This is a genomic window from Ruegeria sp. S263 (genome assembly GCF_056780525.1).
In genome coordinates this window covers 187,456-202,747 of sequence record NZ_JBQUVJ010000003.1, presented here as the reverse complement: position 1 = coordinate 202,747, position 15,292 = coordinate 187,456, and the positions used below count along the sequence as shown (strand labels likewise).

The window sequence follows — 15,292 nt, the reverse complement described above, 5'->3', positions numbered from 1 at the left end:
GGGCAGGCAGATTTGTCTAGGGCAACAGTCGTATGGGCTTGGGCACCCGGCTTCCAAGACAGACGTCTATTTCAGCGCACAGGCTGGAAGCAAAAGCTTGAGCGCAGTATCATGGCGTGGAAGGAGTGTGATATGGCGCCCAAAACCGCAGGTTCCACACCGCCGGACAGCCCGGCCCAGTCCCAACCGTCTATACAAGCGGTCAGGAAGGTGACTGCGCAGGACGTTTCAGCGTCATTGAAAGCCGGGTTTTCAGACTTTCTTGCGCGCCCTGTGATGAGCGGTTTTTTTGGTCTGTTCTACGCGGTTTTCGGAATACTGTTCGTGTGGTGTCTGGTCTGGCTGGGCAAGATTTGGATGATTATTCCCGCCGCCGTCGGCTTTCCTTTGGTCGCACCTTTCGCGGCGGCAGGATTATATGAAATGTCGCGGCGGTTGCAGAAGGGTCAGAGCTTTGGCTGGTCTGAAATCCTTACTGTCATGGCCAATCAGCGGAAACGTGAAATGGGTTGGATGGCCTTTGTTACCCTGTTCATTTTCTGGGTGTGGATCTATCAGATACGGCTATGGCTGGCGATTATTCTGAAAGATGCCTCTTTTTCGAATTTTGACGGGTTCCTGAACACCATATTCTTTACGCCGCAAGGGTGGACCTTTCTTGTAATCGGGACCTGCGCAGGCGCGTTTTTGTCAACCGTCCTGTTTTCGGTGACGGTCGTGGCCATGCCCATGTTGCTTGACCGGGAAACCGATTTCGTCACAGCGATGCTGACGTCAATCCGGGTGGTGACGGAAAGTCCGCTGGTCATGCTCAGTTGGGCGGCGATCATTTCGGTCACTATGCTGTTGTCGTTGGTTCCAGCGTTTCTGGGGCTGATCTTCACCCTGCCCATCCTTGGTCACACGACCTGGCATCTTTATCAAAAGGCTCTGCCTCCGGCAGGTGAATGAGGTCGTCAAGTCGGGTCGAATTGGATCCATATGCGACGAAAAACAATTCACTGTTGCGGCCAATTTCATTACCCGGAACCCTATTACCTATCGAATTGGCTTGAGGGGGTTAGCCAGATTTTTGATCTCTTGCCTAGATGTGGGTGAGGGAATGAATTGAAAATAAATATTAAAACAAAGCGCTGGCAAGCGGTTGCAGTAGCGTTTTGTCATGTTTCAGCCGACGCCCGGGGCACGGTATAGACCGATTGTGGGTTCTCGCTTAGCCTTTGGGGTGAGAAACCCATATGGAACGTCGGCTTACAACGATAGTTGCTGCGGACATCGCTGGATTCTCGCGATTGGTCGCCGCAGACGAAGAGGGAACGCTTTCGGCACAGCGTTCTCACCGTGACGCGTTGCTTGATCCCCTGATCGAAAAATACTCGGGTCGCGTTGCGAATACCGCCGGCGACAGCTTGCTGATCGAGTTTCCCTCAGCGGTGCAGGCGGTTCGGTTTGCGATTGATACGCAAACCGGGATGGCGCGGCGAAACGAAAGAATCCCACCGGACCGGCGTATTGCTTACCGGATCGGAATAAACATCGGCGATGTCGTACCTGAAGGCGATGACCTGCTTGGCGACGGGGTTAACGTCGCGGCGCGGCTTGAGCAATTGGCACCGGCGGGCGGCGTATTGCTGAGCCGTGCGGTACGGGATCAGGTGAGGGACAAGCTGAATGTCAACCTGAAGGATTTGGGTGAAGTTCGGGTCAAGAACCTGTCTCGATCCATTAGGGCATTCCAGATTGAAAATGGAGCCGAAGCAGCATCGCCGCCCAAATCCGAACAGATCAGCCCGGCAATCTTGCTTGTCGCGGGCATCGCTCTGCTCATTACCGCTAGCGCGTGGTGGTGGTTCCAGCGGGGGAACTTGGCGCAACAGGATGTGGACGGGTATGTGCAGAACATGCCTGACGACTCTTCTCTGGCGGTCTTGGCGTTTGACTATATCGGCCCCGGAGAGGCTGAACATGGGTATCTGGCTGACGGAATAAGCGAGAATATCACGACGAACCTTGCCAAGTTGCCGGACTTGCTGGTCATCGGTCAGGATACAAGTTCGAAAGACAGCGGTGAGGGCCTTAGCAGTCGTGACATCGCGGCGCGTTATGGGGTTCGTTACGTGCTTGAGGGCAGCGTCCAGAAATCTGGCGAAGACCTTAGGATATCGGCCAAGCTACTTGATGCCACGTCGGGAAAATATCTTTGGTCTGAGACATTTAACCGAAAATCGGGTGATTTCTTTGATATTCAGGACGAAATTACTCTGTCCGTGCTAGAGCAGGTTTACCGCGGGACGGTAGACGGCGGCAGGGTGACGCTGCGCGAAACAAATGACCTTGTGGCATTTGCGGAAAACGCAAAGGGGCGCGCGCATCGGGTTCGCTTCACCGCCGAAGACAACAAGACCGCGCGTAAGCATTATCAGGCGGCGCTTGAACGTGACGCAAGATATGTTGATGCGCTGGTTGGTATGGCATTTACACATATCATGGATGTTAGGCTTGGATTTTCCAGGGACCCGAAAGAGTCGCTTGCCCTTGCCGAAGATCATCTTGCAATGGCGCTCGACATCGACCCCGGGCGTCCGGCCACTCTGTCCAACCTGGCTGTATTACGCGTCGTACAGAACCGAGGGGAAGAGGCGCAGGAATACGCCCATCTCGCGTTGGAGGGGGGGATGGGTGACGCCAGGGTCATTCGAAGTGCTGCTTGGGTATTAAAATATGCAGGTGCGGCCGAAGAGTCTCTTCCCTATTTTACCAGAGCAAAGCGCATGACCCCGGTTTCCCTGTGGTGGCTGATCGTGGACGAATACGGTGCGCTGATTGACGCTGGCGAATTTGAGCGCGCCAACGCTTTGACCGACGCTTTCTTGGAAGTATTACCCGAAACTTACCGGGCTGAATTTCTGACCTGGCCTGCCGTCGCCGCGTGGAAGAGCGGCGATACTGAAAGAGCACAGGCATTTATTTCTGAGGCAAGAAGGCTAAAGCCAGGGATTTCTATCGCCAGTATCCACCCTTTTGATCTGGCCTATATCGAACAGTCGATACCTGAACGCAGGTATGAGGTGTTGCGCGAACTTGGTCTTGAGGATTGATCGGCACAAGGGGCGCAGACGTTCTTAGCCCGACCCGGGCGGGCCTTGATCCAGAAGATCCTTCAGCGCGGTTGCAATGTTCAGAAATGCATCTGGCCGCTGCATGAGCTCTTCGTGCTTCATTTCAAGCATGTGACAGGTTTTGCGGCGCAAATGCGTGTCCAGAACATCGCCAGTTGCAAGCGATGGATTGCCGGGCGTCAGGAACACATGGGCCGGTTGGTCAAGTCTAGGCACGCGGAAGTCACTGATCGCCAACCCATGAGAGATTTCTACAGCTTCAATATGGAGATCTTTTGAATCCGGTTGCTCATGCAGCGCGGCCATGGTCGCAGGCAGGGTGTGTTTTGCCTTGGCTTTTCGTTTGAAATTCCGAAACAGGTATCGCCAGCGTTTATATGTTCGAAAAAATATCGGCTGCAGTTTTGGTTCTTCGCCCACCATTTTTATCGGAGGATCAAGCAGCACCAAGCCTTTAATCCTGTCCTGCCCCAACTGTCGGGCCAGTTCCATGACCAACGGACAACCGGCTGAATATCCGCATAAAACGATCGGCCCCGTGTTTTCCGATTGATCCAAGTAGGACTTAGCGTCTGACGCCAGATCATCGAAGGTTTTGCCAACTGGAATGTCCATCCCCTGTGTCCGGTGGCTTCGGATGAGGACAACGGAATAATCCGGGCCAAGGCTGCGCGCCATATAGCGGCTGAATTGGACCGAACAATGCGCGATGACAACGGTCGTCTTACCGGGTCCGGGGTTTGACACCTGAATTGTACTGTCGTTTTCAGAAAATGTGACGCTCGTCATCCGGTCCGTGATGCGCTTTGCCAGTTCGGCGACCGTGGGACAACTGAACAGGTCGGTCGGTTCAAACTCCAATCCCATTTCCTGACCCTTCGCATAGGCGGCGATGGTCGTCAGGCTGTCACCTCCTATATCAAAGAAATTTGCGTCCCGCGTGGTGCAAGCTGTGCGTAACACGTCGGAAAAAAGCTCTGCAAGCAGCCCTTCCAATTCCCCCTCGGGCGGGTCGCCGACCTGTACCTGCCTGACGTCTGAGACCATTCGGGCCAGTGTCTGCAGGTCTGTTTTGCCGTTTGGAAGTTGCGGGAACCTTTCGATGTTCACGACCAGGTTTGGATGAAAAGGACTTGGTAAAGTTGCCTGGATGTGCCCACTGACAGTCTGACATAACGCCTCGTCTGCCGGACCTTCGATTGCGATCGCGATACTTTTGGAAGCTGCTTGATCAAGCACGACAGCCGCGACGGGTTGATTGGGTGTAACGGTGCTGGCTGCGGTTTCTATTTCGGAAAGCTCAACGCGGTGGCCGCGAATTTTGACCTGTGAGTCCTTGCGCCCCAGAAATGTGATGTGCCCTGACGCATCTGCTATTCCCAAGTCTCCAGTCCTGTAGGCTTGTATGTCCTTCAAGCCAGTATGGAAAAAGCGTTCCTGAGTTTGAATGGCATTGTTCAGATAGCCGCGCGCAACTGTTCGACCGGCCACAACGATTTCGCCAATCTTACCGGCGCTGACAGGGCAATCGTCCGCGTCGACAACTCCGACCCAAGTACCGGGGATTGCAGAGCCGATCGGGATGTCCGCATCTTCAACATGGCTGGTCGCATCATAGGCTGTGCACCAGACGGTTGCTTCGGTTGGGCCATATTCGTTCACCAATCGGCGACCCGGAAGAACCGTTCGAAATTGCCTTACGATGGTTGGGTGCAAGGGCTCCCCGGCCGTGATCACGGTTCTCAGGCTTTCAAGATCGCGACTTGGAACCGCCGAAAGAAGCGCCTGCGCCAATCCTGGAAGGCAAAGAGTGTGCGTTACCCGGTGATGGGAAATCAACTTGCCAAGCTTTAACGGTTCCTGTTCGGCACGCCTTGGCGCGATCACGAGTTGCCCACCTGAGCACAAGGTCCAATAAATGCCGGCCACAGAGCTGTCGAATGCCAGCGAAGACAAAAGCAGAAAGACGCTTGGCCGTTCCTTGTAGTACGTGTCTCTTGCGGCGGTTGATAGTGCCAATCCCCGACGCGTAATCTCGACCCCTTTGGGTAAGCTCTGAGACCCGGACGTGAACATGACGTAAGCTCTTTCACCGCGCCTGACGTCCACACTGTCCATTGGATTGCCTAAAGAGCTTAGCAAAACGTGGTGAGCGCCGGTTTCAGGCAGCTTGGTGCGTCCGATCTGGTCGGTGACGATGTGACGGGCTTCGATTGCGTTCAGGACTTGCGAGATACGCTCCGACGGGTAGTCCAAGTCCAAAGGGACATAGGCCGCGCCGGACATCATAACGCCTAAGAAGGCCGAGATCGCCGCGGGTCCACGCGGCAACGCCACCGGCACAATGTCTGTTGTTTTGACCCCGGCATCCACCAAAGCCTTTGCAATCTTCCGCGCGCCGAGCGAAAGTTCCGCATAAGTAAGCGTAGCCTCGCCATCAGATATCGCTACTGCTTGGGGCGAGTTTCGGGCGCAACTTAGAAATCGTTCAATGACATCTTCGCTGTCCGGTTCCGGCGAAGGTTTCATGGCGTCTTGCGCTTGCCGCAACAAATTCTTGACCGCGACTTTTGGGTCATTTGTGATTGCTGACAAGATATCTTTGTAATCGGTGATCACGGACTCCACGTCTTCTGAGCTGAGACTCGAAGGATCGTGGTATAGTTCGACAGTCAGTCTGTCTTGTGGCGTCACCAACAGGGTAAGTGGGTAGTTGCTGAATTGTGTTGTCTTCAGGCGGGTCATGTCGACGTCGCCTAAATCCATGTCCAATTGTGCAAGCCCTTCGTTGACGAACAGCGTATCGAACAAAGGCGTGCCACTGGTAAACGGCGCACAGGATTGTACCTCGGCAAGCGACGCATATTCATGCTTGCGACGCGCAAGGTCTGAGCGCGCGTGATCAAGCAGGAAGTTCTCAACCGGCTGCGCAGGGTCGAATTTGCACCGCACGGGCAGAGTATTGACGAATGCGCCTATGGCCTTTGCAATTCCGGGGATCTCGGGTGGTCGGCCCGCAGTTGTCGTACCAAAGACCACATCGTCTTGTTGCAGCAGTCGCCGCAGCGTCAAACCCCATGCGGCCGACAGAATAACGTTTGAAGTCACTTTAAGCTGACGTGCCAGATTCTCGACCGAAGTCATCAGCTCATGACCCAGTTCTTCCACCCGCCTTTCCTGAAGCGCCGCTTCCGAGCTTGTTGCCGTGGTTTGCAAGGTGCTGGGTTCTGTGAGGCCTGAAAACTGGTCGGTCCAAAACGCTCGATTTGTCAGGTTTTTTTGTTTTCGTTGCCAAATGAGGTAGCTTTTGAAGCTGGGCGCCTGGTCGCGCACAGCGTTTGGATTCCTGTAGGATGCACACACATCTTGAAGCGCGACCCTTGTTGACCATCCGTCGCTGATCAAATGGTGAGCCGTCCAGACCAGTCGCCATGCTGAGTCAGACAACTTGATCAGGGTTACTGCCATCAAAGGTGGTTTTTTGAGGTCGAAGCGACGAATTTGTTCCAGCCGCAGCAGATCGTCCCACCGCTGATCGACATTCCTGACGCCGCTCCAATCAAGTTCGGTCCAAGGCAGGTTGATCTCTTCGCGTACGGCCTGCACGGGTTGTTTTACGCCTTCCCATACGAAACCGGCATGAAGCGCATCACGCCCTGCCAGCATCGCTTTGAAGGCACGTTTAAGGCGGTTCGGATCCAGCGGGCCGTTCAAGGCGCAACTGATGACTGCAACATACTGTCCCCCCAGGGCTGCCTCACCCACAGTATGAAACAGCATTCCCTGCTGGGCCGGGGTCAGCGGCAGGATATCTGCAACGCCTTTGGGAAGCCCCATGTCAGTCCAAAGCCTCAGTTATGCGCGACAGATCATCGTCGTCCAAGTCGATCAGATGAGCGTCATCGTCGCCGCTGCCATGGTCATCTGGCAACGTGTCCGCATAAGAGGCCAATGCCCTGAGTGACCGATACTCGAATAACGCAGTCGCAGGCAGGTTGATGCCTTGCTCATTGGCTTTCATTGCAACTTCGATTGCGGCGATGCTGTCTACGCCCAAGTCAAAGAAATCTCGCGTCGCGCTGATCTCTACTTCGCCTAGAACACCGGAAAGGATAGCTGCCAATCGGCGTTGCGTTTCGGTTTCTGGTGCGACGTAATTGCCCGGGGGCGGGTTTTTTGACGCGGCCTTGGGCAACTTAGAAGTATCCACCTTGCCGTTGGCATTAAGGGGCATTTCATCCAGGATTACAACCTGATCCGGCAACATCTCGCGTTGCAGGTGTTCGCGAAGGATATCCCAGACCTGCGACCCATTCAGATCATGACCTGCCACATAAACCGTCAGAGCAGGTGCCCGCGTAACAGGTTCGTCAAATCCGATTTCTTCCAGGATCGCTTCTATTCTTTGCGTGTCGATTTCATCGTTCAGCTCGTCCAGTGCCTGATCACGTGTCTTGTGACCCATTCGTACGTCCCACGAATAGGGCAGAGCATAGTTGTGAAACCCTTCCCGCGTTTTGTGAACGTGGATTCCGGCATCGTTGATCAGGCAATTGGTCGATCGTCCCGTGTCCCTTGGGCGTTTCCATGCGGTTTGAGTGTCGAGGAACTCATAAATGTCCGAAACAGGCACATCGACATAGCGATAGATATCCAGCACGTCGATTTGACTGAGAAAACGGCCATCCTTTAGGTCGTCGGTCTGCAAAAGCCGGGATACTGCGTCGTCTTCTGCGTGATAGGTCTTGCGGGCTTGCGTAACCATTTCATCCAGTTGCGCGCAAGTCGGGGCTGAGTTACGGAACAGGTCAGGCGTCAGCCGCGTCTCGAAAAACTGGCCGCGCGACAGGCCAGTGACGACCATTGCCGCCCCCTCGGACAGGGCCGTTCGGAAGGCCAGTGTGTAAAGGGCCTTGAAACAACCTTGGCAGACATTGGAATGCGTTTTCAGGCTGTCTACGAAGATTTGGTTCATTTTGTCCGTGGACAGGTACCTGTGGTCCCAGTTCAGGTCGTCAACGACCCTTTGAATGTTCTCTTTGGCTTCGTCCGAGATATACCCATTGTCCAAAGTTACAGCGAGCACTCGAGGCCCATAGGCGGCCAGTCGATAGGCTGCATAGGTACTGTCTTTACCGCCGCTCAGCATCATGAGGACATCGTATTTGCCAGTGCTGGCGCGAACGGCTTGGGCGATCTTGTCCTCAAGTTCGGGTTCGGCGCGAAAATAAGCCCCGGCGCGGTCTTTATAGGTGTAAAATTCGGCACAGATCGTACACATATCTTGCGTGTCAAAATGCACCCCGGGAACAGCGTCTGTCAGGCCGCAATTCTTGCACTGCTGCGTTGATACGATGGTGTGATCGGTTGAAGAAAAGGTGACATGCACCGCGTCGACATCAGGCAAATGGCGCAGAATCTGTTCGTATTCCGCAGTCTCGAAGCGAACGCCGTTTTTCTTGATCTGTTGATCCGCGCGTCCAAGGTATTCAAAACGCCCATCATTCGTGATGCGACCAAGATCGCCGGTCCGATATAGCTTATCCTGTAGGTTCAAAGGATCGTCGACGAACTTTTCAGCAGTCAGGGACGGGCTGTTCAGATACCCGTCAGCCAGCCGACCGCTGATCAAGATTTCTCCGGTCACTCCTAAAGGGCAGATATTTAGTGCCGCGTCCCGAACAGACAGCGTGACCCCCACTGCAGGTTGGCCAATCTGAACTGACGACTGCGTATCCGCGTCGGGGTCAAACCTATGGTGCATGGCCCCAACGACGGCTTCCGTCGGACCGTATTCGTTGATAATTTTCAATGACGGTGACAGGGTGTTGAGCGCACGACGGCAAAGCGCGGATGTCAGGTTTTCACCGCCAAGTATCAGCGTTTCGATGCGTCGGACGGATTGCGTTTGCGTGCAAGCCAAAGCCAGATGCGACGGGGTCAGTTTCACGATGTCGACTTTATCCTCGGCAAAGACGTCAAGGATGGCCATGTCCGGGTCAGAGCGTTCGGGATAAACCCTGGTCGACCCGCCAGTGATCAAAGGGACAAACAGCGACGTCAGGGTCAAATCAAACGACACGGACGAAAAGAACGCAAAATGAGCAGGACGGTCGTTAGCAAAAGACCGAGCCGCCCAGTCAATATATCGCGCTAGGTTTTCGTGGCTTACTTCGACGCCCTTGGGTACACCTGTCGACCCTGATGTAAACAGAATGTATGCGGTGTCGTCGGGTTCGATTGCCCCTCTGACAACAGTGTCGTCGTGGCGGGCGGCCTCGACCGTAATGCTTTTACAAGGGTACTTACGCTGGTCTTCTGGGGTAACAAATACAGCGGATGCACGACTCCCGAGCAGAATTTCGTCCACGCGTGCCGGGGGTATGTTGGTCGCAATTGGTACGAACGCGCACCCGGCCTTCAGAACGCCCATGACCGCAATCACAAAATCCATGGACCGAGGTAGATGGACCGCGACGCAGGAACCGCGGGAAACACCAAGTTCTTTCAAATGGGTTGCAATGCGGTCGCTGAGTTCGTCTAGCTGCCCGTAACTTAGCTCGTGTTCTGCTTGGGATAGGGCAATCAGGTCAGGCGTGTTTCTTACGTGTGATCTGAACCTTTCCAGTACGGAAACTTGTGTGGATTGAGGTTCCGCCGGGCCTTGAACAAGTGACAGATCTTCGGGTCCGGCCGAGAATGCAACGGCCGTTACGCGGCTTTCCGGGGTTGAAACCACGGCCGTCAGAAACTTGACGAAATGTGCGCAAAGGCTGGTCTCTGAAACCGATTCAAGAATTTTGTTCTGAACGTCCAGACTTAGACTTGGAACACCACTTCCTTCAAAGTCGATGACGTGAAGCCTGAGAGAATGGATTGCATCATGTGCGCCGCTATGCAGCCATTCGACCGAGGCGCGGTGTCCGGCAAACGCATCAAAGCGTGCCTGAATATAGTTGCAGACCGCACTGACACCTGATGTGTCTATCTTTGAAACCGCACCTGGCTTGGCCTGTTTCAAGAAAACGCCCAGCCTCTTTTTTACCTTGCCGTGAAGGTCAAGCAGGGTGTCCGACGCATCGAATTGGATTGAGAGAGGCAAGACTTCGACAAACAGTCCGATCGTTCTTCGATCATCCGGCGTTAGTCGATTGTGCGATGGCAGACCAATCGTAATTTCTTCGTCGCCCGTTATCCTGTGAAGATGGGCGAAAAAAGCCGTGAGGTAGATGGCCAACCGCGACAGCTCGGGCGTGAAAAGTCTGAATTCCGGCCTGGCAATTGCATTCTCCAAAGCACCGAAAAGTGCCGGATCAACTGGTATGCGAAGACGCTTCGAAGAGAATGTTCGTTGTGGATCGCTGCCGTACGGAGGTGTTTTGGCCGTTGGCGCGGCGACGTGTGCCGCGACCATCGAGGAAGATCGCAAATTCTGACGTTCAAAAAAGTTGGGCAGGCTCTCGACTTTTTCGGTATGCCCCCCTTGGAGACGTTCGTAGCGTTGCGAGACCTGCTCGAACATAAGTGCGCCTGATTGCGCGTCGCAGGCAATGTGGTGCTGACACACAAGCCAAACCCAGTGTGAGTTCGCCAACTTCACCAACCGACTGCGCATCGTTCCCTCAGTCAGTTCAAAAGGGGTTTGGACCCAGTCCGCCGATTCCGAAGTCAGCGTTTCCTGCTGATTTTCATTATCGCTGAGGTCTTTGATCTCGAGAAGATCTTCGTCCATCTCGACGGCAAATTGGACAGGACCTTCGGGTGTATCACGTATTGCGGTTCTGAGTGCTTGGTTAAGCTCAAGCGTTTCAAGGAATGCGGCCTTGAATACCTCGGGCTGAACGGCGAAATGCAGATCGAACCTCCAGGCCATGTTGTACAAGGGTACGTCCGGCTGAAGCTGGTGGCCCTTCCAAAATAGCGTTTGGCTTTCGGTCAGAGGATACGACATTCTTTCAGTCCGCACGCGTTTTTAGCCGCGTTTCCGCAAAATCCATGATCGTTTTGATCGTGCCCATATTCTCAAGGGTGACATCCTCAAACGGCACTTCGATCTGATAGGTTTGCTCAATGAACGAAACCAGCGACATCACCCCCAATGAATCGATCATGCCGCTTAGCAACAATTCCTCGTCATCTGTCACCGACCGACCACCCAAAAGGGTGGTTTGAACGAAGTGGCGCAATGCATGATCATGCGTTTCAGGCTGCTCGCTGCGCATTCGCAATTCCTATCAGCTTTTGACGGTTAATCTTTCCGGTCGAGGTGCGTGGCATTGAACTAAGCAGGTCTATCCGGCTTGGGACAGCATAGTGCGGCAACACAGTCTCCAGATTGGACCGGATTTCGTTCAGATCAACGCCTGTCTGCCCCGTTGCAAAGGCTTGGATTTTGCCTTCGAAAAGGATCACGGCGGCTTCGGTGATTTGGGCGCAGTTGACCAGGGCAAGCTCTACCTCGTCCAATTCGATGCGATAGCCCCTCAGCTTGACCTGACGGTCTTTGCGCCCGACCAGAATTAGTTGACCGTCCTGCGCGCGGCGGACGATATCGCCGGTTCGGTAAAATTGCCTTGGCTGCCCGGATTCGTCCGGCAAGGTACAAAAGGCTGCCCGGTTCAGGTCTGGCGCATTCAAGTATCCTGACATTACTTGATCGGAGGCTATTAGAAGCTCGCCTGTGCTTGCTTCGTTTGCCTCTGCCCCGATGCGGACGATGACCCCTTGTTCCGGAAAGCCGATTGGCAAAGGGGTGGTGCCGTCCAGGTCGGCATGTGTGAACTCAGCAGTGGTGCAGTGGTTTGTCTCGGTTGGCCCGTAAGCGTTAAGAAAAGTTGCGTTTGGCGCATGTTTTGAAAACGAACTGAGGGAAGAAGGCGGCATGGCCTCTCCTGCAAACATCACGATGCGCAGGGCTTGTAGATTGCGGTCTGCCAAAGCGCCTCGCTCGACCATTTGAATTATGGCGTGAGGCACGGAATACCAAACCGAAATACGTTCGTGTTCCGTGAGCTGGGACAGCGAAGCGGGCAGCTTGGTATAGGCTTCCGGGATCACCACACAGCAGGCCCCGGACAAGAACGTGCAGAAAACGTCGAAAATCGACATGTCGAAATGCAGCGGAGTGTGGTGACTTATCCGATCGCTTGATGTCAGCCGGCACCGTGCGGCAACCATTCGTGTGATGGCGAGGCCGCTTTTATGGGTGTGAACAATTCCCTTCGGTGTGCCGGTCGTGCCCGAGGTCATCAGGATATAGGCTGCGTCATATTCCGATCTTCGGGGCTGACGATCTGCCATCTTGTCATTCATATTTGCCTCAGGGAAATCCTGAGAAATATCAATGAGCTGAGGCGTGGCAAATACCCCTGCGAAAAGGGTGAGCCGGGGCGTATCTGCGAGGACAAATTTGGGAGAAACTACCGAAACTTGCCCTGCAATACGTTTTGCCGGGGCTGTCGGGTCAAGTGGAGCATATACGCCGCCAACACGAAGAATCGCATGCAAGGCCGCAATCGCCTTTAAACCCTTGGCTGTGCACAAAACAATTCTGTCCCCGATCTGAACGCCGCGGTCCAGCAAACAGGCCGCTATCCTGTCGATTTCGCTGTTCAAGGTTTCATAGGTTGTCACCGTGCCCAACACACTCAGAGCCGGAGCATCCGGAGTGTGTCGAGCGTGATACCTGACAGCGTGGTCGAGGAGGGCCGGATTGATCATCAGAAGGCAACCTGTGCCACTGTTTCACCGAACACGGGGAACCAGCCGACGGTTCGTTCGTAGAACCAGAATGCCGCGATTGCGATTAACGCGACCGAGCCGAATTGCAGGCCGATCACACGATAGGCGGTCAGACGACGTAGGGCAAAGAAGATCGGGAACAGGACAAGGACGATCGCAAGCTGCCCGACCTCGACCCCGATGTTGAAAGTCGCCAAGCCAAGCGCTTTGCGGGTGGGATCAAGCCCAAGCGGTTCCAGCACGTTTGCAAAGCCAAAGCCGTGGAAGATACCGAACAGGAACACGACTTTCCACGATCCAGCGTGAAACCTCGGGATCAGGTTACCAATCGCCACGGCCGCGATCGAGAATGCGATAACCGCCTCGACCAGCGTGACCGGCAGAGTGACGACCTCGAAGGTCGCGAGGCAGAGGGTGATTGTGTGTGCGACCGTGAAAACCGTGACGATTTTGACGGTTTCACGCAGGCTGTCCCGAATGCTCTCGGAGGGAACCCAGCGCTGGTTTTCGATCCGCATGACCGCACCCAGCAACAGCGTGATCAGGAACAGGACATGGTCAAACCCCAGCCAGATATGCCAAACGCCATGTTCGAAAAAGGTAAGGGCAATATCCTTGGTGGGTTCATCATTCAGATACAGGTCTTTCTGACCCTCACCGGGCGCAAAGATCAGTGAAATATACGCCTCGTTTTCGTCCATCCCGTTGCGCGAATTGCTTCCGATCAGGGCGTATCCCCGATGCGTCGGGTCGACATCTGAAAACAACCCGTCATACGACATCTGGATCGTTGTAGGTGTCTCAGTGATGTCGCGAACGGCAAAGTGAAGCTGGGCAAACGTGTCTACGGACGTGCCAAAGAACGAAATATCATCAAATTCAACTTCGTATGGGCGGCCTTCGTAAGACAGGTTCATGCGCTCTTCGAAGTAATCGAAGAAAGCCTGCTGCGCGGCGGTGACTTCCTCCTCTGTCAGAGGGGTCTCGATTTCTGCGGTTCCCTGCTGCACGCGGGTCAGGTCCGTCAGAGTTACTTCGATGCGCCCGCTCAGACTGTCATCGGTGACGTCAAAGTACACATAACTTTCGTTAAAGCTGTGGGCATGGGCCACAGATGTCAGCATCATCAGGAAAAGACCCGCAAACGCCAACACCTGTTGATGTAACCCACACGATACGGGTTGGCGTGGCGATGAGTGGTTATGGCTTGAAACAAGGCCGTTAGCCATTGGTTGAGTCTCCCAGTTTGTTTGGTTTGGACCGCTGGCCAATTTCCATTTTGGCAATGATCTGACGCTGAATGTCCGAGGTGCCCGAGTAGATCACGCCACCCAGCGCGTCCCTTGCGTCTTGTTCAGTTGATGCCCCCGCCAGATATCCGCGCCCGCCATGGGTTCTGAGCGCGTCCAGGCTGGAACAGAGGAAGGCTTCGGATATGTGAAGATTCGCCATGGCCGCGAATTGGGTGAGGGGTTTTTCAGCGTCGTAAAGGTCTGCAGCGCGCTCCAGCATCAACTCGCAAGTTTCTAAACGCACCCGCATATCCGCGATGCGGTTAGCGACGGACTGGAACTCGGAAATGGATTGTCCAAACAGGTTACGGGCCGCTGCAAAGTCGGTACACTCAGCCAATTGCCTGCGCATCGCGCCCACCTGCGATGTCAGGATGAAACAACGCTCCCAGTCCAGGGTGGTTTGAATGATAGCGGCCCCTGCGCCTTCGGGTCCCAGTCGCCGGTCCTCAGAAATTCGGCAATCCCGGAACTCCAGTTCACCCAGAGGAACGCTGTTCAAGCCCAGTTTGCCCTGAGCCGGATGCCGGATAAATCCTTGGTCTTCGGCGTGGACGACAAAGGCGGATAGCCCCCAGCGGCCTTTTTCCGGGTCTGTCTGAGCGAAGACGATTGCGATGTCACAGTTTGGCCCCATACCGACAAAAGCTTTGCTGCCATTCAAGACATAGCCGCCGTCCACACGATCGGCCCGTGTCCTGAGCGCAAGCGCATCGGACCCTGCCTCCAATTCGGTCAAAGCAAAAGCGCCGAGGGTTTCACCTGCCAGCAATTTAGGCAAATACGCGGCCTTTACCTGAGAACTACCAAAGCGGATCAGCGGTTTTTGCAGGGTCCAGATCTGCGAGATCACGGCCATTGCAAGTCCGTTGTCACGGCATCCTTCGCCGAACCCCAAAAAATGGCTGCAAAATTCTTGGGCTGTTCTACCGGAGCCGCCGAACTCGGACGGGACCGCAAAGTTGAAACTTCCGAACTCGGCAATCGTCTTCCAGACCCCGCGCAGGTTTTCGGCGGTAACGTCCGGAAGCGTGACCGCAAAGCTTTTGGCGTCAGAGCCTAAGTCGTTGATCTGAGATTTGTAGTGCACTTTGAGGGTTCATCGACTGCTTCTGAAACCTTTACGTGCCCAAGTCCCGA

8 protein-coding genes are annotated in these 15,292 nt (G+C 54.6%); 2 read left to right on the top strand and 6 right to left on the bottom strand.

The annotated features are described in order from the left end of the window. The first annotated feature begins 132 nt into the window (after nucleotides 1-132). On the top strand, nucleotides 133-951 hold the full coding sequence (locus ACT2B1_RS19565) for a DUF2189 domain-containing protein (protein WP_171125050.1): 819 nt from the start codon (nucleotides 133-135) through the stop codon (nucleotides 949-951). Nucleotides 952-1,238: 287 nt separating this feature from the next. After that, a complete protein-coding gene (locus ACT2B1_RS19560) occupies nucleotides 1,239-3,098 on the top strand; it encodes an adenylate/guanylate cyclase domain-containing protein (protein WP_171125048.1) in 1,860 nt (619 codons plus the stop codon). 24 nt (nucleotides 3,099-3,122) lie between these two features. On the opposite strand, the gene ACT2B1_RS19555 is transcribed toward ACT2B1_RS19560, so the two are convergent. The 6 genes from ACT2B1_RS19555 to ACT2B1_RS19530 form a co-directional block, all read right to left on the bottom strand. Continuing rightward, complete coding sequence (locus ACT2B1_RS19555; protein ID WP_481669205.1) at nucleotides 3,123-6,956, bottom strand: amino acid adenylation domain-containing protein; 3,834 nt, start codon at nucleotides 6,954-6,956, stop codon at nucleotides 3,123-3,125. A 1-nt stretch (nucleotide 6,957) separates the two neighbouring features. Then, nucleotides 6,958-11,070 (bottom strand): amino acid adenylation domain-containing protein, encoded by a 4,113-nt coding sequence (locus tag ACT2B1_RS19550; protein WP_481669204.1) that lies wholly within the window; start codon nucleotides 11,068-11,070, stop codon nucleotides 6,958-6,960. A 4-nt stretch (nucleotides 11,071-11,074) separates the two neighbouring features. Continuing rightward, nucleotides 11,075-11,341, bottom strand: a complete 267-nt coding sequence (locus ACT2B1_RS19545; RefSeq protein ID WP_171125042.1) for an acyl carrier protein — start codon at nucleotides 11,339-11,341, stop codon at nucleotides 11,075-11,077. Then, a complete protein-coding gene (locus ACT2B1_RS19540; RefSeq protein WP_481669203.1) occupies nucleotides 11,322-12,839 on the bottom strand; it encodes an amino acid adenylation domain-containing protein in 1,518 nt (505 codons plus the stop codon). Before ACT2B1_RS19540 ends, ACT2B1_RS19545 begins: the two co-directional genes overlap by 20 nt. Beyond that, entirely contained in the window at nucleotides 12,839-13,987 is a 1,149-nt protein-coding gene (locus ACT2B1_RS19535) for a HupE/UreJ family protein (RefSeq protein ID WP_171125038.1), read from the bottom strand. The genes ACT2B1_RS19540 and ACT2B1_RS19535 overlap by 1 nt, the downstream gene beginning before the upstream one ends. A 94-nt stretch (nucleotides 13,988-14,081) precedes the next feature. Continuing rightward, nucleotides 14,082-15,242, bottom strand: coding sequence for an acyl-CoA dehydrogenase family protein (locus tag ACT2B1_RS19530; protein WP_481669202.1), 1,161 nt, complete (start codon nucleotides 15,240-15,242; stop codon nucleotides 14,082-14,084). Between the last annotated feature and the right edge of the window lie 50 nt (nucleotides 15,243-15,292).

Excerpts from the sequence above, each read along its gene's own strand:
- ACT2B1_RS19565 (WP_171125050.1), top strand. The coding sequence starts at position 133 with ATGGCGCCCAAAACCGCAGGTTCCACACCGCCGGACAGCCCGGCCCAG.
- ACT2B1_RS19560 (WP_171125048.1), top strand. The coding sequence starts at position 1,239 with ATGGAACGTCGGCTTACAACGATAGTTGCTGCGGACATCGCTGGATTC.
- ACT2B1_RS19555 (WP_481669205.1), bottom strand. The coding sequence starts at position 6,956 with ATGGGGCTTCCCAAAGGCGTTGCAGATATCCTGCCGCTGACCCCGGCC.
- ACT2B1_RS19550 (WP_481669204.1), bottom strand. The coding sequence starts at position 11,070 with ATGTCGTATCCTCTGACCGAAAGCCAAACGCTATTTTGGAAGGGCCAC.
- ACT2B1_RS19545 (WP_171125042.1), bottom strand. The coding sequence starts at position 11,341 with ATGCGCAGCGAGCAGCCTGAAACGCATGATCATGCATTGCGCCACTTC.
- ACT2B1_RS19540 (WP_481669203.1), bottom strand. The coding sequence starts at position 12,839 with ATGATCAATCCGGCCCTCCTCGACCACGCTGTCAGGTATCACGCTCGA.
- ACT2B1_RS19535 (WP_171125038.1), bottom strand. The coding sequence starts at position 13,987 with ATGATGCTGACATCTGTGGCCCATGCCCACAGCTTTAACGAAAGTTAT.